We start from the raw sequence: 22560 nt of genomic DNA, 5'->3' as shown, positions 1-22560 counted from the left end.
AACATTTAAATTAAAAGCCAACTGATACGTTCAATCCAAAGCTTCTTACTGGTGGTAATTGTCCACCCTCATAAAAAGCATTCGCATTTTCCAGTTCAGAAGGATCAATCCCCCACTTCTTTGTTTTTGAATAAATCATCCATGGGTTGCGAACAAAAAGTGAAACATTGAGGCTCTTAACAGTTTTAACCCACTTATGCATCGGAATATCGTAACCAACTCTTGCCTCGGACATTTTCACATAAGATGCATCCAACATAAATGGATCATCTACCCCTTGTAGAGCGCCATAGTAAGTTTGGGCATCAACATACTCTGTATAAGCAGTACCATCAGCATTTACGGCATTAAGACGAACACCACCCCCAGCAGCAGGATCGTTTCTCACCGGGTTTCCTTTATCATTTAAACCCACTGTTTCTTCATGCAGACCGGAGTACAAAAGAAACATTTTGGTTGTTGAAAAGAACTTTCCACCTTTCGCAAAAGAGAAAGTAGCGCTGGCAGAAAATGATTTATATGAAAAACTGGTAAGAAATCCACCTGTAAAGTCTGGCAGGGCCGAACCAAGATTTTTACTTGTCTGTCTTGCAAAACCAGTAAAAAGGCCAGAAGTAGCATCACGATTAACAATCGGCAATCCACTTTTTTCATCTATTTTATAACCTGTACCGATGAAAGTACCCCATTCATCTCCAACCCTTGATTGCACCTGTGGACCAAATGCTGCAGCCTGATTATTACCAGAAGATGAACCTAATAAATAACTGCGGATATTTCTTGTAGTATCCAGGTCAAGCACTTTTGAGGTATTTTTTGCAAGGTTAAATTGAATATTCCACTGAAAATCTCTACCACTGAAAGGTTTTGCATTTACGATCAAATCCCATCCCTGGCTGCGGATCAACCCTGCATTGATAAATACTCTTGATGACCCTGAAGAAGGAGTAGTGGTAAGAGGAAGAATTTGATCAATCCCGTCTTTTCTATACCAGCTGAAATCTACACCCAATTTACTATTAAAAAATTGAAGTTCAGTTCCAAACTCATATTCGCTGGAAAGAGATGGTTTAATAGCCGGATCAAAAACAGTAGTAGGAACATTCATTGTTGGACTACTACCATATGGTGTACCTAAGCCATAAGTAGCTTGTAGCTGGTAAGGATCGAGGTCAGATCCTACTCTTCCATAAGCAGCTCTTAATTTACCATAGTTCAGGATTCGTTTTACATTAGAACCTGCAAGCAGATCAGTAAATACAAAACTTAAGCCGACAGATGGGTATAAATAAGAATTTTCACCTTCTGGCAAAGCAGATGACCAGTCATTCCGGATTGAATAATCAACAAACAGGAAATTCTTATAGTCGAACGTACCTCTTGCATAAAGAGAATTAATCTTATACTCTCTCCAGATATTATCTACATTCGGCCTGTCTTTGCTTGCAGTTATACTGTATAAATCCGGTACGGATAAACCGCCAACCGTATTAGCTGAGTTTTCACGACGGATATCTTTACGCTTATTACCGCCCACAAATTGCTCCCAACCAAAATTGCCAAATCTTTTTTTGTACTCAATCAAAAACTCTCCATTGTATTCCGCGGTTTGACCGTTAAAAATTTCATATTTATCTAGCTCAAGTCCACCACTGGCTATGCGTCCATCACCACCGTTGTTTAGCACATTCGCCCGGAAGATCACAGAAGCCTTCAGATTATCTATGATTTTGTACGTAAGATTTACATCACCATAGATTCTGTTTTGCCATCTTCTGCGGATACTTTCATATACCTGGTAGTAAACATTATCCCAATAGGCAGGTCTTGAATCTATCGGGCTTCTTATATTCCATGTTTTAAACCCTCCTGCCGGATTTATGTAGTCTCTTTGCTCTTTAATATCTATCTGGCGCTGCCACCACTGGTTGAAGTTCTGGCTTATGTTTTGACCATCGTTCGTGTAGCCTTCAGTTCTATCACCTTTTTGCTTGATATTTAAAAAGTTAATATTTGAACTGGCTGTTAATTTAGGAGATATATCTACAGCACCTTTAATCGAAAAAATGTTTTCCTCCTTTCTTGTATTAGGATAAGGAAGTGTAGTAACCCTGTTGTTGTAGCTTAACCTGTAAGTAGTATTTGTCCCCCCCCCTTCAAAAACTACATTGTTATTAAGGCGGAGTGTATTGGTATAAAAATCTTCTACATTATTAGGCTGAGGGGAAAATGGTGTTAGTTTACCAAATTTTTCTCCAGGATACCAGCTATATGCTGAACGGTGAGGAGTACCATCCATTTTTGGTCCCCAGCTTTCATCAGCGCCATAGTCAACCAGTTTCTGGCCTTCGAAAGCAGCCCATTCGGCAGGATGAACTGCCGGATTAAACTCAAATGTTTCCCAATCTTGGGAATATCCACCACCATATTCATTCTGGTACTTAGGCAGCAAAGAAACCTTTCCAATTTCTGTCAGCGAATTGATCATAACTGAAGGAGCTTTTCTAGTTCCTTTTTTTGTAGTAATCAAAATAACACCCCCCGAACCACGAACACCATAGATTGCAGTAGCTGAAGGCCCTTTCAATACAGTAAGACTTTCGACATCATCCAAGTTTATAGCACCAAGATTTACGACCGTACCATCTACTACATAAATAGGATTTCCTCCTTCCAGCGAAGCAGAACCACGAATTCTTACGTTTCCTTCGCCAAAGTTAGAACTGGGAGTTCCAAGTACCTGCAATCCTGATACTTTACCGGCCAAAGCAGCGGAAATATCTGTAGCCCGAACTTTATTTAGCTCGGCTGCATTTACTGTTTGAGTCGAATAAACAAGTGACTTTTTAGTTTTAGCCACACCTAAAGCAGTTGTAATAACTACTTCCTGCATTTCTCCGACCTTTTTGGCCAAAGAAACCACAAAATCTCCAGCTCCGGGAGTTTCTGTACTAGTGTTAAATCCAGTAGCAGAAACTGTTAGTTTAGCCCCTTCTTTTACTTTAATTGAAAAAGATCCGGTTGCGTCTGCAGTTGTAGCATTTTTAGTACCGGCTTCGGAAATAGTTGCAAAGGGAATAGGCTCTCCCTTGTCATCCCTAATTACCCCTTTTACAGTGCGGGTAGTTTGTGCAAATGCAAAAAAGCATAGCAGCATCAGCACCGCAAGCAGTGATGCAATTTTTCTCATGTTAATTGTTTGTTTAGTTTTTTAAAACATTAAAATCCAATGGAAAAAGGTCAGGTTCAAGTAATGAACCGTTAGATGAGACACCCTAACCATGAATTTTGCTGCGCCAAGATAACTTTTTTTTTAACAAATCATTACCGCCTTTAATAAAAAAATAACTTCTTGATTAAAATTAAAATTGTAAGGGTTCTGCATTTCATAGCAGCCTGCTATGTAGCTGTCTGCTAAGAAAGATCGCATTAGAGGGTATTAAAAGAATTGCACCAACTCTGAAAGTCAGTGCAATTGAAAATTCTTGAACCGAAGTATGTTTTGAACCAGAAGTCAGTTCCTGTTATTATATTAAGATTTTCTGATAACTGATGAATTAATATTCGTCTTCAAAAAAACCAGTACGCTGATGACCACGAATCTGATAAATGAAACCAGGATCATCATCAAGAAATTCAACTCTTAAAAAAATACTGTCGACCTTGTTCCCGGATTTGGATATGCCTGCTCCCTGAATAACTTTTCCTTCATAAATTTTAACCTTCCCACCACTCAATATATCTTCCGCATTGTCGGTCGTAACAAAGGTCAAATTAGTATAATCCACATTTGCTTTTGCTTTAAACGGCCAAAAATGATCATCAATCCATACCTGGCTACGATTTGGATCTGAGGTGTTATAAGTCAGCAAATCGCGATAGGGGATTAATGCCACAGTAGGGGCTGTATCATCATAATACCTGACAAACCATTCCGCAGACATATTGACCGTAGAAGTATATTCAATGTCCGGTTTTTTCTGACATGAACTAATCACAAATCCTAATGCAACAGCAACAACCAAAGATTTAGATAATATTATTTTCATATGCTTATTTTTTATTGTTTTTTGGCCATAACTTGTCCCAGACCTGCTTCGAGATGGAATCCTGCCTGTCGGCAGACAGGTTCGCTAAATAATCATTCCGGTTGGTGACAGGTATTATCATGGCTCATTTCATTTTTTTTCATTTTATTGTTTAATGAAAGTTCTAAGCTGTGTACCGTAACCACCGGCAAAAAAACTCCAGGAATATTTCGCAGGTGGAGGCGTTGGTGTATAAGTTTCATTTCCTGAACTAACCTCGCCAAAATCAGGCGAAATCTGTCTTGGTATTTTAATTTTATTACCCTGGTAGTTAACAGCGATCACTTCCAATCCGGCGCCAACCCCTGCGCCTCCCGGATTCTCTACCGTATAAACACCATTTGCAGTTTTTGTCCATGTGCTATTAACATTTGTGACCGCTCTGTTATAGGTACCTGAAAAGTCATTTGCGGCTACATCATTGCCTATTACAACTACGGTTCTCCAATCAGAAGCCGTGTATCCTTCTTGGTTTTCGGCGGCATACTCAAGTACATAAACTCCCGGGCTGGCCGTATTAACAGAACCCGTTGTTGTAAAAGTTACCGGTTCGTTATTAAGCAGGGCTGTTACGCCGGGCTCGGTAAAAGATGCACCGACATCCAGAATAATTAAACGATCCCCTTTAATAGTTACCGATGGGAAATAAATTATTCTTGAGTTTTTACCAACATGCTGATCATTATTATTAAATTCCTCTTTTTTTGCACAGGCTGATAGTATCAGTCCTGAAATAAAAGAAGCATAAATGATTTTTAATATTGTTCCCATATCATGATTTTTAAATGGTTATTTAACATCCCACCAAATTTTTTTAGTAATGGGCTCTTCCGGCGGTGTATTGGAATTTTTGCTTCTTTCTGAATCCGGAAATACCAGCCGTTTAGCAAATTGTTTTCCGGGAGTTACTCCATTAAAAGGATAAACAAACTGCCCTGGAATGTATGCTGCATCTGTGGAATAAACCGGGCTGTATTTGGGATAACCTGTCCGGTTTTTTTCAAAAAAAGCTTCCAAGGAATGGGAATTTGGCATAGAAGCCCATTTCTGAGTAATAATGGCTTCCAGTTTCTGCTCAAAATCTCCTGCGGGATATTCATAATTACCTCCGGGAACCAAAAAACTTGCTGCACTCAACCCATAACGGGTAAATGAAGCAGATACGCCGGCGTCATACATAGCTTTTGCCCCTGCGCCTCCATAGTAACGCTCCAGGGCTTCGGCCTGTAGAAAATAAGACTCAGCTAAAGAAATAAAATCAACCGGATCAATAGCTAAAACCAGTGCCTTTGAAGCCGTGTTAAATGCAGGGTCCGGGTTCAGGTAATCGCCCTGGTGAATAGCCTGGTATTGATTGGTGGTTCCGGTACGCGGTTGATAATAAAAAGGTATGCGAGGATCAGAATTGGCCTGGAGCCAGGATAAGAAAGTAAAACTGGCTTTCAGATTGGCATCGGTATTCAACTTTCTGAAATTATACTCATATAACGGATTGCTTTTATCAGCAAGATTCTCAAAAACATTAAGCCAGGCGTTTTCACTTAAAAATTCTGCTCCGTTATCAATCATGCCTTTTATTCCGGCTTCTGCTTCCGTTGGTTTAGCATAAACCATTCTTAAATATAATTTCAGCTTTAGCGTATTGGCAAATTGAATCCATTTGTCCAAATTATTGTTGTTAAGCCAATCAATTTCAGCCTCCACATCATCATTACCAACTCCTGGAAACAACAGATCATACCTGCCGGGTGAAGTATTGGTGCTTAGTGAGAAATCTTTGGACAAGGCATCATCTAAAGCTGCAATCAAGGCTTTATAAACGGTGTCGCCGTCATCAAATTTCGGTTGCAGATTATCAGAACCCTGAAAAGCTTCGGTATAAGGCACCTGGTCATACAAATCCACTAACATTTGAAATGTATATACGTTTATAACTGTGCCTAAAAGATAAAAAGTCCAGTCTTCACTTTCTTTTGCTTTGGTTCTTACAAAAGACAAATCAGACAAAGCGCCGGAAAATAATTCATTCCAGGCCCCATTAAAATCCGTCTTGGTTAATCCAAACGCATCAATTTCCTTATACTGATTTGAAGTCGTGTTTTGGGTCCAGTATTGCGACCAGATACCACCCAGGATAGCAAGGTCTCCACCCAGTCTTCCGGCTGTTGAAGCAACAGCTACTGGAAATACTAATTTCGGAGTACCCTGAGATAAAGATGGGTTATTGGGATCTGTATTAATATCGAGTTCCTTTTTGCAAGCGGCCAGAAATATGATTCCAGCCAACGTGAAGAAAAGGGTTTTATTTAATCGTTTCATATTCTGAATAATTTAAAAAATTATACATTTTTAAAAGCCGACTCTAAGAGAAACGCCGTATGACCTTGTAGAAGGAGCCGCAGCCTGTTCACCAAACTCACTGAGAAAATCGTTTCCGAGGTCAGAAATTTCCGGATCAATAAAGATGTTACGCTCAGGAGTCCAAAGCAGGATATTTCTTCCAATTGCTGTTAGGGTAATGTACTCGGCATTAATTTTCCCAGACCATGTTTTGGGTAGAGTATAGCTTAAGCTAACATCTCTGAGTTTTAAAAAATCCCTGGGCAAAATCATGTTACCCCAGGCAAAAGCGTCATTGGAAGTATGGTACCAATAAGAATTAAAATTGGTCATATCTATCGGATGAGTATTTTCAATATAAACGGGCTTGCCCTGAGCATCCACACCGTCCTGAACCACTGAATTAGGAATAATAAATGGACGGCGGTTATTATATTGAGACAGGTAGGCATTGCCAACAAAATATGTAAGATCAGCTGTCCGCGAAACAAAATGACCCCCTTTACGATAATCCAGGGTAAAGCCGAGTCTCCAGTTTTTGTAGGTGAAAGAGTTATTTAGCCCCATAATAAAATCACGCTGCACATTGCCGTAAGAATGGTCCTCACCTGTTGGTATTAAAAACCCGTTAGAGCCATTAACAACATATTTTCCATCATCGGTCAACGTAGGTATGGGAGCCTCAATAATTCCCATCGGCTCACCTACCCGGCCTACCATCTTTATCGCAAAATAACTTGTAAAGTCAACCTTGTCTAAACCAGAAGGCAGCTCTTTGATTTTATTGGTATTTTTGGTAAATGTGTAATTGATGTCCCAGGTAAAATCTTTCGTTTTCACCGGCACAATATTCAGGGTGGCCTCTATACCCTGGTTTTCCAGCTTACCGAAGTTTGCTACCTGTGATGTATAACCGGTACTTGGGGCAATGGGTATATTCAGTATCTGACCATCAGATACTTTGTTGTAGTAAGAAACATCTATTCCAATCCTGCTTTTTAAAAACTTAGCCTCTAACCCAACTTCAAATTCAGTAGTAATTTCGGGCTCCAAAGCTTTATTTCCAATAACATTCGCTAATTCAAACGCTGATACACCACCAATAGGGAAAAGGATGTTACCAAATCCCAACCCCACATTGCCTCTTGCTAGCACTGATTCCAGCAGATAAGGATCGGCGTCTTTACCAGTTTGTCCATAGGCAACCCTGATTTTCAAATAATCAACTTTAGCCGGTTTAATATCCACCAGTTTTGAAAGAACAAAGCTCAGGTTGGCGCCGGGATAAAAGAAAGAACGCTTTCCTTCCGGCAAAGTGGATGACCAGTCATTTCTTGCATTTAATGATAAATACAGATAATCCTTATAGGCCAGGTTAGCTTGTGCGTATGCCCCAAAAAGTCTTCTTTTGGAAATCGCTTCGGTTGTGTTGGGGATACCTGTCGTGTTGGAGAGATTGTAAAAATTCGGAATTAACAAATCGGTGATTCTTGAAACCTGTGCCCGTCCTTGCCGTTGGTTAAAGTTTCCCCCGATGAAACCGGAAAGATTAAAATCGTTTGTAATATCCCTTTCAAAATTTAAAAAGATATCAGAATTGATCTCACCTATATAATCACTTCTTTCAGTAACCCCTCCTACTTTCGCGGTGTAGGAAGCACCTTCAAAATTTGTAGGCAAAGGTCCTCTCCAGGAGCCTGGTTTGGGGCGCTCGATAGCTTGCCAATCTTTAAGCCTTGCGTTGGTAAAATCACCACCTGTTCTCCATTTTACATTTAGCGATTTATTAATAATATAAGCCAATTCGAGGTTACCAAAGAAACGGTCATTATTTAACCGGTTGCCATTTTCATAAAGTGAAAAGTAAGGATTGGCCGCATAGGGGGTAAAATAGTTGTCGACATTAAAAAATTTATTAGTATAATCTTTAAAGTCAACAATATGTATATCTCTTGCAATTTGAATGATGTTTTCAAATGTGCCTGAGCCAGCTTCATCATCATTGGTAGTCACATTGCTGCCATATTTATTAATATAATTCAGGGAACTGCTGATGGTAAATTTATCAGCTGCTTTTAATTGGCTTCGCAAAGAAATTGTGTGTCTGTTGTAGGAGTCAGCATCAGAAGGTAATATACCATCGCTATGTACGTTCCCATAAGAGAAAAAGAAATTGGCATTTTCATTTCCGCCTCTTAGAGAAATTGAATTATTCATTTCCAGTCCCGGATCATAAAAATCTTTTACGTTATCTTTCACAGCCGAAAAAGGCTTAATCAACCGTGAATTATCCACTGTACTGCCCCAAAGCCTTTCCACACCATCGAGTTTTGGTCCCCAACTGCCGTTCTCCTCTTTATAATGCAGACCATTCCAACCCTGTCCAAAGGTGTTTTGAAATTCCGGCAGTTTTGCCACCGTCGAATATATATAGGAACTGGAAAAATCAATTTTTAATTTACCGGACCTGCCTTTTTTTGTTGTAATAACCACTACACCATTCTGTGCTCTGGATCCATAAAGCGAAGTAGCTGCCGCACCTTTCAGAATAGTTATATTATCAATATCATTGGGATTAATATCATTTAATCCGTTACCAAAATCCAGACCACCACCTGAACCCAATCGGCTATTGTTGAGAGGAACACCGTCAATGATAATCAGGGCCTGGTTACTTCCCTGCAGTGATGAATATCCTCTTAGAATTACTTTTGAAGAAGCACCAGGCTGCCCCCCTACGGTAGAAATATCAGCCCCGGCAATTTTACCCTGCAACCCGTCCAGTGCGCTGACAGGGGCAGTTCTGTTTATATCTTCGCTTTTAAAGGTTGTTGTAGCGTATCCAATTTTTTCTCTCGCTTTACTAACCCCCAAAGAGGTAACGACAACTTCTGTTAATTCACCCGCACTAATAGTCAGCACTATGTCCTGAGAACCACTTTCAGGGGTAATGGTTTTTTGCTGGTGACCTGCAGCAGTGATTGTGATCTTACCTCCTTCATTAATAATGATGCTGAAAAACCCTTTATCATCGGCTTTGGTAGCTTTCCGGGTTCCGGTTTCAGTAATGGTAGCAAAGGGAATGGGTTCACCTTTGTCATCCCTGACCTGCCCGGTTATAGTACGGGTTTGAGCAAATGCAAATGCATTAAATAGCATCAGCACTGCACACAGTGATGCGAATTTTCTCATGTGAATTAATTTAAAGTTTACAACAAATAAAATCCTCGTGTAGGCACGGAGTAGTGGCGGCTTGTGTACGGTACGGAGATATAGTGGTTGTAAACAGAAGTGAGATTCCGGTCTTTAAAAAACAATACCTCTTTTAAATACTAACTGTAGCTGGATAGTTAGTTTACGCGGAAAGCCAGTTTTTTTGCTTTATGACAATTGGTAGGACAGAACTATAGCAATGATTGCTGCATCAACAATTGATTTTCTTAACAAATCATTACCGACATTAATATAGCTACGAGTAAACCAGTATTGTTGCTAAACATATAATTAGTGCTCATACAATATTTACTATACCACTTCCTCCTGCCATGACGCAATTTTCTACATAATTAAATGAAGAGGCTGTCCTTTTAAGACAGCCTCTTATTAAAGCTAAAATTTCACCTGGTTAAAATTTATCAAACCAAAGCTTTGTTTCTTTTTCATCGCCGCCGATTGCGTCAGCCGCAGCTTTGTAATTTGTTGTATTTACGTTTTGCTCATTTACGGGATAGGGATAACGCACAGGAATGACTTGGGGATCAGCATCAGCAGCGGGCAGCAACTGTGGGTAATCGAGCCTTCTCCATTCGATCCATGCTTCAAAACCACGATTATAAAGCGCTATCCACCTTTGCTCGCCAATGCTTTTTTTCCAGTTGGCAGGACTAAATACAACCGTAGGTTGTGCCAGGTAGGCGGTTGCCTGGGCCTCCGTACCACCCCAGTCAAGTATTGAAGCAGTAATAGCATTGTTATAATGGGTAACTGCGGTTCCTCCCACTGCAAACCCTCTTTGAAGTGCTTCTGCAAGCAAGAATTCCACTTCTGCATAATCCAACAGCGTAGCAGGAAAGTCTGGTGATACAATAGCTTCGTCGGGTTTTGAAAAAGCTGAATAGCTACCCGCCACTCCAGGGTCCAGACCTGAATAAACGCCAGATCCGTCCACGGTGAAATATAAAGGAATCCGGGGATCACTCCTGTCTTTCATTTCTTCGACGATAGTAGTGGCAGCGACAAAATCCTGCCGTCCGCTTTGAACCAGGTCTACCCAGATCGGATTTGTATTGGGCGGAGCTCCCAGGTATGCAAATTTTGCGTTATCGTCGTTTGAAGTAAATACACCCGATGTAGCTGCTGACTCAACAACTGTTTTTGCTTTGGCCGCATCCGCATCGGCAATAGTCATCCCCATTTTTAATTTCAAGGAATTCCCGAATTTTTTCCATAAAGCGACATCCCCTCCATAGATGATATCTGCTGAGCCAAAACTTTCGCCGGCAACATCCAAATTGTTAATAGCTGCATCCAATCTTGTCAGCAAGTCGTTATAAGCTGTTGCTGCATCATCATAAACAGGAAATGCATTGGCTATGTCCAGGGCCTGGGTGTAGGGAATATTACCATAAGTAGTAACCAGGTAATAAAAAGCGTATATCTGCAGTATCTCGGTGATGGCCAGTTGATTTTTCTGAAGTGTTGCATCAGATACGTCCGACGGTATCAAAGTTTTTGCTTCCTGGAAATCACGCAATACATCCCGGTATAAGGCATTCCAAATCGCATCATTTATTTCCCTCGTAGCCAGGTCATAATTACTTTCATCAGTATAGGTGGTCTCTTGCCAATACTGTGTAATCAACCTGAATATATTTAAATTAACATTTGACGAGGTCATCGTATTTGCGAATGCCCTTTGTGCATTGGTAAAAAATGCATAGGAGGGAGAAGTAGATGGATTTTTAGGATCGACATTCAAACTCGTCAGTTCCTTGGTACAACCCGCTGCCATCAAAAAAATAACAGCAAGGTAGATGAGTATTTTTTTCATGGTCATTTTTTTAAAAATTCAGCTTTAAGTTTAGCGTAAAGGTTCTTATGGTTGGATAAGATCCACTTTGGTAACCTTGTAGGTTGCCAGCACTTAAGTTATCTTCCGGGTCTGCGTAGGGAAGATCTTTATCTATGATCCAAAGATTTCTTCCGATCAAAGACACATCAATACCCTTAAATGGTTTGAGTTTTGATATCAACTCTTTTGGCAGCGAATAATTAATTGTTGCCTCCCGGAGTTTCACATAGCCTGCATCATAAACGAAATTGGCTGCCGGCATCCTTCTTGGTCCATAACCGCCATAACTTCCATAATTGGTATTACTAACCCGGATATCATTGGGCTTACCATCTTCTTTAACCCCGGGCAGGATAATACCTCCTCCATTTGCAATAGTATTGCGTGAAGGATTGCCCAGGTCATTCAAACCAGCCGTTTCGGGATACATTCCTGAACCCATTCCGTAATACAAATCAAGGGAGAATACATCTCCGCCTTTTTTCATATCGATCAGAAAACTCAATGACAAGTTTTTATAGCGAAGTGTATTGTTGATACCACCTACCCAGTCCGGGTTTGGATCTCCGATTACTTCATTGGAAGTAGGTGATAGTTTGTAACGACCATTGGCGCCAATTGTTTTCTGTCCATTTGTATACACAAAGTTTTCTCCCCGAATGGTTCCAAACGCATGATTAAGTGTAGCATTCAGTGATATACCACCCTGGAAATCTGCCAGCACCAGGTTATCTGCTCCTTCAAAAAGCTCAGTCACTTTGTTCCTGTTTCTCGCCCAGTTGACATTTACATTCCAGGAGAAGTCTTTTGTTGAAACAGGCGATCCGTTCAATGAAACTTCTACTCCTTTATTTTCAATAGTTCCCGCATTCAGGAATTTTGAATTATAGCCGGTAGCTGTGGACACGACAACCGGGATAATCTGGTCAATAGTTTTTGCCTTGTAGTAACTAATATCAAAGCCAACACGATTATTAATAAATGCCATTTCCAAACCAGCTTCATAACTTCTTGTTCGTTCGGGTACCAGGTCGGGATTATTCTTTGTTCCCACTACAGAAGACTGTGGATTGCCGCTAAAAGGTGGTATAAATGCGTATACATCAAGAACGGAATACAAGGGAGCATCATTACCTACCTGTGCGTAATTTGCCCGAAGCTTGCCATAGGAAAGCCATTTGGCAGCAGGCAGCAATTTTGAAAATACAAAGCCGACAGAGCCGGATGGATAGTAGTAGACGTTATTACCTTTAGGCAAAGTGGATGAAGCGTCTCGTCTAATGGTTCCATCTAAGGTGATCATGTCTCTCCAGCTAAAAGTAGCCCCTGCAAATACGCCCTGCACTTCTCTCCTTCCTTCAAATTCTTCAGGAGCATTAGGCGTATTCAATGAGTTTGACAAGCTATAGACCTTTGGTACAATCAGTCCACCATTGGTTTCCACCCTGATGGTCGAGGTATATTCTTTTCGGAGGCCTGCGCCAAGCACCCCTTTGATATTAATATCTGTTGTGACATCCTTATCTACATTTGCCAGCAAATTGTATAATGCTTCTCTCACAGAACGGTTAAATCTTATATAGCCTGACGGAGCGTCAAGCCTGCTATCAGTAACACTTCCTACAGCTATTCTTTCTTCCTGTATTTCATCATACGCATCCAATGATGCTCTACCGGAAATAGTGAACCAATCGGTTATTTTATAATTGGCATTTACATTTCCAAAATACCGGTTTCGATCATCAGTTGGATAGTTTTCGTATAGTGTAAAATAAACGTTGTTCCAATATATTGGGGTGAGATTTCCAGGATCCGACCAGTTCCAGGTTACATTTTTTCTTTCCCTGAAATAGGCTGCTTTCTGCTCCTTTATATCAACATTGGTTTGCCACCATTGGCGGAAACTCATCATCTGGTTTACACTTGATTCATAACCGGTACCGTACCTGCCCTTCCCTTTGATATTTGAGAAATTAATAGTGGCCCCTGCGGTAAGTTTATCAGTGACTTTGTATGTGCCACCCAAGTTTATCAGGTTCTTGCTGATCTTGCTAAGAGGTATAATTCCCTGGTCATCATTTCGGGTGTAACCCAGCTTAAAAGTTCCTTTATCGGAAGCTCCATCTATAAAAATACTTTGGTTAGAGGAAAAAGATTTTTCAAAAAACTCAACAGGATCATTGGCGGCCGCTACCCAAGGTCTTTGTTTTCCAAAATTGGCAGAAGATGGATCAAATGCGTCCCATTGATACACCATTAAATTGGGATCAAATCTCCCACCATAAGAGGCATCTGCGTCTAAGGGAGTGACGAGATCTTCCGTTCCATCACCATCTATATCCCTGTATAAAAAAAAGTGAGTAGGATCTTCATAAAAGGCGCCATATCCCCCGCCATATTCTTTCTGGTATTTTGGAAAAGTTTTTTTATCAATTGCGCCTACTGAGAAACCCGAGTTAACAGTAATACCCAATCCTCTTACTGCTTTTTTAGTGGTTATCAAAATCACTCCATTGGCTCCCTGTGATCCGTACAAGGCGCTGGCTGCAGCACCTTTTAAAACGGTAATGGATTCTATATCATCGGGATTAATATCCGCAGCGGCGCTACCAAAGTCGTAGCCTCCCCTGCCTGTCCGTTGATTCCGGGTATTTGTAATTGCGTTATTAAAAGGAACTCCATCCACTACGAATAGAGCCTGGTTGTTTCCGGTAATAGACTTATTTCCCCTGATGACAACATTAGTGGATCCACCCAATGTATTGTTTTGCTTTATATCCAACCCTGCAACTTTACCGGAAAGATTCTGTACAAAGTTTGCTGTCCGGGTTTTTGATACTTCATCGCCCTTTATTTGTTGGGCGGCAAATGGAACCTGATTCCTGGTCCTCCTTAATCCCAGTGCTGTTACCACTACCTCCTGCAAATTTCCCTGTGGTTGTAATGTAACCGTTAGCGTAGTAGAGGTTCCCAATTTTACCTCCTGTTCGGCAAAACTGGCGGAACTTACCAGGAGCGATTCGCCCTGCTTAACGTCTATGGAAAAATTACCGTTGACATCTGCGGCTACACCGGTGTTGGTTCCCTTAACGGTAATGTTGGCAAATGGGACGGGGTCACCCTTGCTGTCCTTTACCTGCCCCGTAACTGTTCGTGTTTGAGCAAATGCCAATGCATGAAATAGCATCAACATTGCTATCAGCGATGCAATTTTTCTCATGTGAACAAATTTTAGGTTTACAACAATTTTAAATTCCTCCTAAGGGCTACGGAGAAGATGCTGGCGCCAGGTACAGATTAAATCACGTTTGTTAGATAATTAGAAGAGAGCCAATGCTAGCACATTTCCTTGTTGTAGGACTAACCGGAGTGGCAGTTAGTTGAAGAGAGCCTATGTTTTACTTACGACTGTTAGATTAGACATGACTTTTGCTTGAGTTGCTGCATCAGAATTGAGGCATTTTTAACTATGACACAAGAATGAGAAATCCTAACACCTTTAAAATGAGCTAAAACAGGTAGCGAGCCTGTATTCTGAGCTCAGTTTTCCTGTTACCGGGAATCTCATCTAGTCCGGTTCCAATAGATTGTTTGTCAGGATAGATAGTCTGGGCGAAACGGAGCCAAAAAGATAGCTTTTTGGTTAGGTCATAGCTTAATGCCATGTAGTATCGGTAGCCCTTATCGTAAAAAACAGGAATAGAATAACTATACAAAACGTCATTTTCATAGGCGTACAACCGGGTATTATAACTATCTGTTTCAAAGTATTGCAATCGAACGATTCCGGAAAAAGGTTTCATCATGGGTCTGTAAATAGCATCCACAAATGACAGAAATCCTCTTTCTATAGCGCTTTTCTGATTGTACCAAATCAATTCAACTCTGCTCCTAAGTGCAAATGACGGGCTTAGCTTAAAACCCATTTGTGTTCGCCAATTCTTCTTCGGTATACTGACCAGGAAATTAGTCGCAGTGTTGTTATCTGGCTGATTCAATTGGCGGGTTTCGTTTCTAAATCTCGAATAGATCTCTAACTGTTTATTGGGCGTATAAGTTATTTGCGCTAAAAAGTCTTTTCCCGAACCGGGGGCATCTACCAAATATTTAAGCCAGGGAAACTTGTACAGGTCTGTATAAGCATCCAGGCGCCAGGACGAAGCCGGCCGGATAGTAATGCCGGCATATAAACCGCTTTCATTTGTTGGATAAGTATTTTCAGTAAATGCATTGGCATTCACAGCCTGGTAGTCTTTTGCAATAAGCCTATGTACCAAAGAAAGATCAACCCGTGAATCAACACTCATCAACGCCCCATTCAGAAAAGCTTTATGAAAATTTTTATCGGCGGCAACTTCCCCAAAAAAATGAATGTTTCGCCAGGTGTAACTATAATCGATACTTACGTTACTCCAGTTGTCGCCATTGATTGCATACAAATTGTACGGCTCATCTCTTTTTTGCAGAGGCAGAGAAAAATGATAACGAACAGCATTGACGCCAATATGCCCGCGATCACCAATATATTTTAAGTTACCACCAAAGGAAGTTTGCCTCACGCTGTTTTTATCCGCCGCTTCGGCCGCTGTCCGGTGATATCCTGACATTTGAAAAGACGAAATGTAATCGTCAAAACCCACAGTGTCGTTAACAAAGTTGGCACTTAACTTTCGCATGGAAGCAAATACTGTTGCCTCCAGATTTTTTTTTCGAATGGTAACGCCGGCGCCACGTTGAAAATTAAATTCACCCGCAGAATTATAAGGTCTTAGCACAGCTGACTGTCGCTTAACACCCATCACATCTACGCTTTTTTTGAAGGCAAGACTCTGCCATTGAATTAATCCTTGCCCCATATTCACGGTGAAATCACCAAGTGCTAATGATTCTATAATTCCAATTTTTCGGGCAAATAAATGAATGGAATAAAAATCAAACCCTTTGTTTTGGGAGCCCTTGAAAAACTGTTCACCCGCATCCTTATCAGCAACAACACCATACTGCAAAAGATTTTTATAATTGTAGCGATAGCGAAAGAATAGCCGGCTACGATCACCCAGGTATTTTGTTCCGGTGCTTGTTTTCTCAAAGCCTTCAGCCTTCTCTATTGTTTGTGAATAGCGGAAAAGAAAACTATTTTTTCCATTTTTGAAGCGTTCCTTAAAATCATCTTTAAGAGGTACAATGGATGTCACCGTGACAAAAGGCAATAATTTTCGGATAGTATTTATATCCCAGGTAGGGATGGCCTGCAATTCATAAATATTCACGAACCGCCCAAATACTCTTCTGTAGGAAAGCAGGTTAGCGATTTGCAAATCCGTCAAAATCCTTAAATCCCTTAATTCAATCATCTCAGCATCATTCAGGTTGAGCGGATTTTTTCTGAAATGTTCTAATTGCTGCAAATATGAATCATCTTCTGGTTCAGTTTGTTCGGCTTCAGCCAGGTTTTCTAATTGTTGCTCTGCAGAAGGCGGAATATCCTGGGCAAGGCAAGTGAAAAGTGAAAAGTGAAAAGCAAATAGTATGGCACAAACCTTTTTCAATTTTCATTCTTTTTAAAATTGAACAACAGTAATAAACCGGGAGAAATTCCCAGTTGAGGATGATAAGCAGCGGTGACATCCATCCGAAATTGCTTCCATGATAATCCGACTCCCATCCACGCCGCAGATGTTGCCGTAGAAACTCCAAGTCTCGCTAGTAACTGTGGTATGAATTTATATTGCACTCCGGCATTGACGTTGACAGGCTGGTCTTCTTCTTTTTCAATAGCTGCACTGAAAAAAAACTTATCAGATGCATCATAGCCGAGACCAATGGTGTAAACCGACGCCAGTTTCTCCTGTTGATCCTTTCCGAATTTCCCACCAACAGGATTGTTGATATGAATGCCGGCATTCAGTTTTTCTGATACGTGCAGTATTGTTCCTATTTCAAAACTTATAGCCGAAGAATTGCCATAACCTGCGATGTTCAAGCCGTTATAATTAAACTGGGTGCCAATATCAATTTTACTTCCTAACTGCCTGGCATATGCTAAGCCAAGTTGTGATTCATTATAGATAGTTGATCCAAAGTAGCTTGCTTTCAAGCCAAAATTGCCCGATGCAGTTGGCAGACCGGCCACAGCGATATAATTACTCAATTCATCTAACAAAAATCTTTTTTCACCATACACTCCTGCCGCTCCCGATTTTAGCTGGGCTAGTGAAGCCTGGTTGGTTGTAAAAGAGAAAACATCATGACTATTTTGACTATAAGCTCCCAATCCAACATAGCTGGCGGCAACCGGACGTCGCAATGTTTGACTATTACTCTTAAGTATGATAAACAACGAGAACAGGAACAGGCAGGTTGATGGGGCTCTCATCCGTAAGGTTTGGTATTAGAAAAATACTAAATCAAACTAATCCAAACAATCCTTAGGCATAATTTAAAGCCGGTGTTTATTTGAGTGAATTAAGGTTCGGACTGAAACTTTGTGTAGGTTTGCGCCATGCAAATTTTAGATGGGAAAAAAGCCGCCCAGGCGATAAAAAATGATCTCAAAATTGATGTAGCTCAACGGGCAAATGAAGGAAAAAAAGTCCCCCACCTTGCTGCAATTTTAGTGGGAAATAATGGCGCCAGCGAAACCTATGTAGCCGCCAAAGTGAAAGCCTGTGAAGAAACAGGTTTTAAATCAACTCTTATCCGGTTTGAAGACGGTATTTCTGAAAACAAACTGTTGGAGAAAATTGAAGAATTGAACTCAGACCCGGATATTGATGGCATATTGGTACAACTTCCTTTACCAAAACATATTTCCGATGAAAATGTGATTAATGCAATCAATCCCGATAAGGACGTCGATGGATTTCACCCGGTAAATGTTGGAAAAATGGTGCAGGGCTTGCCGTCTTTTATACCCGCAACGCCTTATGGCATCATGCTTTTGCTGGACTACTATAAAATTCACACAAAAGGAAAACATGCCATTGTGATAGGCCGTAGCAACATCGTGGGGAGACCAATGAGTATTTTATTAAGTGGCAATAGCAATCCGGGTAATTGTACAGTTACAATTTGTCACTCTCAAACAAAAAATCTGCAGGAACTTTGCCTGCAAGGCGACATTATTGTAGCTGCATTGGGAAGACCCGAATTTGTAAAAGCTGATATGGTGAAAAAAGGCGCTGTCGTCATCGATGTGGGAATAACCCGGGTAGAAGATAGTTCCCGGAAAAGCGGGTTTAAATTAAATGGTGATGTGGATTATGAGGCGGTGGCACCCAAGTGCTCGTGGATTACTCCTGTACCCGGAGGTGTCGGTCCTATGACAATAGCGGCATTGATGAAGAATACCTACCAGTCCTGTATATTAAAGAATTAATACCCCCAACCCCTAAATGGGAGTTTGGAAAATTAATGACAATTGTAAAAAATAACGTTTCAACGCTTCCAGTGATGGAGCATTTCTACACCCTGCAGGGTGAGGGATACTACCAGGGCAGGGCCGCCTATTTTATCCGGCTGGGCGGATGTGACGTTGGTTGTGTATGGTGCGATGTAAAAGAAAGCTGGGATGCGGATAACCATCCGGTTATTGAAATCGATTATCTTATAAAGGAAATAAAAAAGACCCCCGCACAAATAGTAGTAATAACAGGTGGTGAGCCGTTGTTGCATGACCTGGACGCATTAACCAGCGAATTAAAAAATGCAGGATTACAAACGAATATAGAAACCTCGGGGTCATCGCCATTGAGTGGAAAATGGGATTGGATATGTCTATCTCCGAAAAAATTTAAGGAACCGTTGTCCGAGGTCATAAATGTCGCCAGTGAATTGAAAATCATTGTCTACAACAAATCCGACTTTGCATGGGCGGAGAAATATGCGGCATTGGTACCGGCCGCATGTAAACTGTATTTGCAACCCGAGTGGAGCAAAGCTGACCAAATGACTCCATTGATGGTCGATTACATTAAGGCACATCCCCAATGGGAACTAAGTCTGCAGATACATAAGTATATTAATGTACCCTGATACAATTTTAAAAGCGTATCTGACACTTGGCTGGAAATCTTTTTTAATATAGTTTTGCCATTCTCTATTACTCTCTACTACCTGAATGACGTTACTTCTAATCCTATAGTAGACCGCCTCCCATCCGCTCCCATTCGTTTTATTCATTTGTAATCTCACCCACATGAAGGTAAATGCTTCTGCTAATAGCGGCATTCGTCAACCGTCCTTTTCCTTTGTTCCCCAAGGGGTGGCTAAGTTTTTTTTCTATGCAGCCTGCGTACTCCAAATCATAAATCTGGTTGGGCTGGTACTCCAGAAGATATTGGGTTATGATAATTTTTTTCTAAGGGCCCTTGTAGTGTTTTTTGATGTAAGCGAAGAGAATAATATACCCGCTTTGTTTTCTACATTGATTTTATTTACAGCTAGTTTATTGTTGTTTATCAACTATCTCATCTATAGGTTAAAATCCTTAGCCTATAAAATTCACTGGCTTTTATTAAGCGGCATATTTTTATTTTTAGCGGTAGATGAGGCTCTGGGAATTCATGAGCAATTTAACAGGATCAGAAGTTTGTTGCAAAGCAATTATTCCGGTTATCTTGATTATCCCTGGATTCTTCCTTATGGCATTTTTGCCATTCTGGTTGGATTATTTTTTTATAAATTTTTATTTCATCTTCCATCCCGGATCCGCATCCTGTTTGTTATCTCAGGAATTGGTTATGTTGTTTCGACAATTGGGTTTGAACCAATTGAAGGTCACCTAATAGAAATTTATGGAGATGGATATGAATATTATTTATTTTGTTCGCTGGAAGAGTTTTTAGAAATGTCAAGTATTATCCTTTTCAATTATACTTTGCTCTCGTATGCAGCATCTTTCAGTCCGTCACTAAAAATCACATCGAAAATTTCCAGGCCAACTGCTTCAACTTCATCATCGCAACCGACCGTGAGAATTAAAGTCGCAAATAAACCTGAGGAGCCAGTGGAATCATGGTAAGCGATTTTATTTCAAAATAATCTCCACCCAGGAGTCAAATTTTCCTGGTTTATTTTTTGACACATAGTGGAATAAAAATCAATTAGTTTCGTTATAGTAATGAAATGATAATTGATGAAAAGACTGTTAATCTTTTTTTTAGCGTTGCTGTATTCTGTCACTAGTTTTTGTCAATCTTATGATCCGTCAAAAGTCAATAAGAACGCCATTGTCCTTTACAACCAGGCGATGGAAAGAGCCCAGGATGGCAACCTGACCCATGCAGCAGGATTATTGTTACGATGCATAGAAATAGATAATAAATACCTGGATGCCTATTTATCCCTGGCAGGCGTATATGGTCAGCTAAGAAATTATAAAGCTAGTGTTGAATATTACGAGAAGGCCTTTCCCCAGGACACGAACTATACTGTCGAATATAAACTACCCTACGCTATTAATCTTGCGGGCCTCGGTGAATTTGAAAAAGCATTAAACGCCATCAATGAGCTATTAGAAAAAAATCCTCCAAAAAATTCTACTTCCTTAAAGGCGGCAGAATACCGGAAGCGTTGCTTTCAATTTGCAGTTGACTATGCAAGAAAAAATGCAAACAAAAACTATCTATTTGCTCCGCAAAATATGGGTGCATCTATTAATACTTCGGAATCCGAGTATTTTCCTTCGATGACCATTGATGGTAAAGAATTTGTTTTTACCAGGAGGCTGAATGGAGCTAATGAAGATTTTTTTACCAGTAAAAAGGATAGTGCCCATTGGCAAAAAGCGAAATCAATGGAAGGAAGTGTCAACACAAGTCAGAACGAAGGCGCACAAAATATTTCGCAGGATGGACAATGGCTGGTGTTTACTGGTTGCAATCGACCTGATGGTTTTGGCAGTTGCGATATCTATATTTCCTATCTCGAAAAAGGAGGTTGGAGCGAAGCCATCAATCTGGGTGGATGGGTAAATTCCGATCAATGGGAATCACAGCCCTGCTTGTCGCCTGACAAACGTGATCTTTATTTTGCCAGTCGCAGGCAGGGCGGATTTGGCGGCAGCGATATTTACGTTTCGCATTTACAATCCAATGGAAAATGGGGCGAACCCGAAAACCTGGGTGAAGGGATCAACACAAGCGGCGACGAACAATGTCCCTTCATGCATGCTGATAACCAAACTTTGTACTTCACTTCTAACTATTGGCCCGGCTATGGCGATGATGATCTTTTTTATGTACGGAAAGGACCAGGCGGCGATTGGAGCAAGCCTATAAACCTTGGTTATCCAATTAATACAATCAGCCGTGAGGGAACATTATTCATTGACGCCAATGGAAAAACTGCTTATTATGCCAGCGACCGTAATGACAGCAAGGGTGGTCTTGATATTTATAGCTTTGAATTGCGTGAAGATGTTCGTCCCTATAAAACGCTTTGGATAAAGGGCAATGTCTTCGACAAAAAAACAACAAAAGGTTTGCCCTCGACAGTTGAACTGATTGATATCGCTACTAAACAGACCATTTCGAAAGTGCAAACAGATGAACAGGGAAATTACCTTGTTACTTTACCCGTAGGAAAAGACTATGCTTTTAATGTTAACAGGAAAGGGTATTTGTTTTACTCAGACAATTTCTTTTTAAGTCAGCGAACGCTTGACTCTGTTTATCAAAAAAACATTCCTCTTCAGCCAATTGAAGTAAATGCGTCAGTTGTCTTAAACAATATTTTCTTTGATGTAAACAAATTTGATCTTAAGCCGGAATCACAGGCTGAGCTGGACAAGATCATCCAATTAATGAATGATAATCCAACATTAAAAATCCAGATTTCGGGACATACCGATAATGTTGGAAAACCTGCTGAGAATATCACACTATCAAACAACCGGGCTAAAACAGTGGTCGCCTATCTCATCAATAAACGGATCAGCCCGAAGCGACTTACATTTAAAGGTTTTGGAGAAACACAGCCCGTAGCCGATAACAAAACAGAAGAAGGAAGAGCAAAGAACAGGCGGACAGAAATGAAAGTGGTGGGGCAATGATCGGCTTT

The 22560-nt window shown here is 40.6% G+C and carries 13 protein-coding genes; 4 read left to right on the top strand and 9 right to left on the bottom strand.

The window, feature by feature from the left end:
- Positions 1-10: 10 nt before the first annotated feature.
- The 9 genes from P2W73_RS03035 to P2W73_RS02995 all read right to left on the bottom strand — a co-directional run bounded on the left by P2W73_RS03035 (position 11) and on the right by P2W73_RS02995 (position 17875).
- Positions 11-3190, bottom strand: a complete 3180-nt coding sequence (locus P2W73_RS03035) for a SusC/RagA family TonB-linked outer membrane protein (RefSeq protein WP_276500509.1) — start codon at positions 3188-3190, stop codon at positions 11-13.
- A 367-nt stretch (positions 3191-3557) separates the two neighbouring features.
- Entirely contained in the window at positions 3558-4049 is a 492-nt protein-coding gene (locus P2W73_RS03030) for a lipid-binding protein (protein WP_276500508.1), read from the bottom strand.
- A 144-nt stretch (positions 4050-4193) separates the two neighbouring features.
- Complete coding sequence (locus P2W73_RS03025; protein ID WP_276500507.1) at positions 4194-4859, bottom strand: immunoglobulin-like domain-containing protein; 666 nt, start codon at positions 4857-4859, stop codon at positions 4194-4196.
- 18 nt (positions 4860-4877) lie between these two features.
- Complete coding sequence (locus P2W73_RS03020) at positions 4878-6407, bottom strand: SusD/RagB family nutrient-binding outer membrane lipoprotein (protein WP_276500506.1); 1530 nt, start codon at positions 6405-6407, stop codon at positions 4878-4880.
- 30 nt (positions 6408-6437) lie between these two features.
- Positions 6438-9620 (bottom strand): SusC/RagA family TonB-linked outer membrane protein, encoded by a 3183-nt coding sequence (locus P2W73_RS03015; protein WP_276500505.1) that lies wholly within the window; start codon positions 9618-9620, stop codon positions 6438-6440.
- A gap of 433 nt (positions 9621-10053) precedes the next feature.
- The gene (locus P2W73_RS03010; protein WP_276500504.1) at positions 10054-11478 is read right to left on the bottom strand and encodes a SusD/RagB family nutrient-binding outer membrane lipoprotein; all 1425 of its coding nucleotides are present in this window, start codon (positions 11476-11478) and stop codon (positions 10054-10056) included.
- 10 nt (positions 11479-11488) lie between these two features.
- On the bottom strand, positions 11489-14719 hold the full coding sequence (locus tag P2W73_RS03005) for a SusC/RagA family TonB-linked outer membrane protein (RefSeq protein WP_276500503.1): 3231 nt from the start codon (positions 14717-14719) through the stop codon (positions 11489-11491).
- A 289-nt stretch (positions 14720-15008) separates the two neighbouring features.
- Complete coding sequence (locus P2W73_RS03000; protein ID WP_276500502.1) at positions 15009-17048, bottom strand: ComEA family DNA-binding protein; 2040 nt, start codon at positions 17046-17048, stop codon at positions 15009-15011.
- A complete protein-coding gene (locus P2W73_RS02995; RefSeq protein ID WP_276500501.1) occupies positions 17045-17875 on the bottom strand; it encodes a hypothetical protein in 831 nt (276 codons plus the stop codon). The genes P2W73_RS03000 and P2W73_RS02995 overlap by 4 nt, the downstream gene beginning before the upstream one ends.
- Before the next feature lie 126 nt (positions 17876-18001).
- Between P2W73_RS02995 and folD the strand changes: the two genes are divergently transcribed.
- The 4 genes from folD (at position 18002) to P2W73_RS02975 (ending at position 22552) form a co-directional block, all read left to right on the top strand.
- Complete coding sequence (folD, locus tag P2W73_RS02990; protein ID WP_276500500.1) at positions 18002-18877, top strand: bifunctional methylenetetrahydrofolate dehydrogenase/methenyltetrahydrofolate cyclohydrolase FolD; 876 nt, start codon at positions 18002-18004, stop codon at positions 18875-18877.
- 35 nt (positions 18878-18912) lie between these two features.
- A complete protein-coding gene (locus P2W73_RS02985; protein WP_276500499.1) occupies positions 18913-19533 on the top strand; it encodes a 7-carboxy-7-deazaguanine synthase QueE in 621 nt (206 codons plus the stop codon).
- Between the two features lie 163 nt (positions 19534-19696).
- Positions 19697-20521: a DUF8692 domain-containing protein gene (locus P2W73_RS02980; RefSeq protein WP_276500498.1), complete on the top strand. Its 825-nt coding sequence runs from the start codon at positions 19697-19699 to the stop codon at positions 20519-20521.
- A 114-nt stretch (positions 20522-20635) separates the two neighbouring features.
- Complete coding sequence (locus P2W73_RS02975; RefSeq protein WP_276500497.1) at positions 20636-22552, top strand: OmpA family protein; 1917 nt, start codon at positions 20636-20638, stop codon at positions 22550-22552.
- Positions 22553-22560 lie beyond the last annotated feature (8 nt).

The organism is Terrimonas pollutisoli (assembly GCF_029360765.1).
Lineage (GTDB): Bacteria > Bacteroidota > Bacteroidia > Chitinophagales > Chitinophagaceae > Terrimonas_B > Terrimonas_B pollutisoli.
This window is presented reverse-complemented; position numbering and strand designations above follow the sequence as displayed.

What these genes read in the sequence shown, in the direction of transcription:
- P2W73_RS03030 (WP_276500508.1), bottom strand. Translation starts at nt 4,049, where the DNA reads ATGAAAATAATATTATCTAAATCTTTGGTTGTTGCTGTTGCATTAGGA.
- P2W73_RS03015 (WP_276500505.1), bottom strand. Translation starts at nt 9,620, where the DNA reads ATGAGAAAATTCGCATCACTGTGTGCAGTGCTGATGCTATTTAATGCA.
- P2W73_RS03035 (WP_276500509.1), bottom strand. Translation starts at nt 3,190, where the DNA reads ATGAGAAAAATTGCATCACTGCTTGCGGTGCTGATGCTGCTATGCTTT.
- P2W73_RS03020 (WP_276500506.1), bottom strand. Translation starts at nt 6,407, where the DNA reads ATGAAACGATTAAATAAAACCCTTTTCTTCACGTTGGCTGGAATCATA.
- P2W73_RS02995 (WP_276500501.1), bottom strand. Translation starts at nt 17,875, where the DNA reads ATGAGAGCCCCATCAACCTGCCTGTTCCTGTTCTCGTTGTTTATCATA.
- P2W73_RS03010 (WP_276500504.1), bottom strand. Translation starts at nt 11,478, where the DNA reads ATGAAAAAAATACTCATCTACCTTGCTGTTATTTTTTTGATGGCAGCG.
- P2W73_RS02980 (WP_276500498.1), top strand. Translation starts at nt 19,697, where the DNA reads ATGAAGGTAAATGCTTCTGCTAATAGCGGCATTCGTCAACCGTCCTTT.
- P2W73_RS02985 (WP_276500499.1), top strand. Translation starts at nt 18,913, where the DNA reads ATGACAATTGTAAAAAATAACGTTTCAACGCTTCCAGTGATGGAGCAT.
- P2W73_RS02975 (WP_276500497.1), top strand. Translation starts at nt 20,636, where the DNA reads ATGAAAAGACTGTTAATCTTTTTTTTAGCGTTGCTGTATTCTGTCACT.
- folD (WP_276500500.1), top strand. Translation starts at nt 18,002, where the DNA reads ATGCAAATTTTAGATGGGAAAAAAGCCGCCCAGGCGATAAAAAATGAT.
- P2W73_RS03005 (WP_276500503.1), bottom strand. Translation starts at nt 14,719, where the DNA reads ATGAGAAAAATTGCATCGCTGATAGCAATGTTGATGCTATTTCATGCA.
- P2W73_RS03025 (WP_276500507.1), bottom strand. Translation starts at nt 4,859, where the DNA reads ATGGGAACAATATTAAAAATCATTTATGCTTCTTTTATTTCAGGACTG.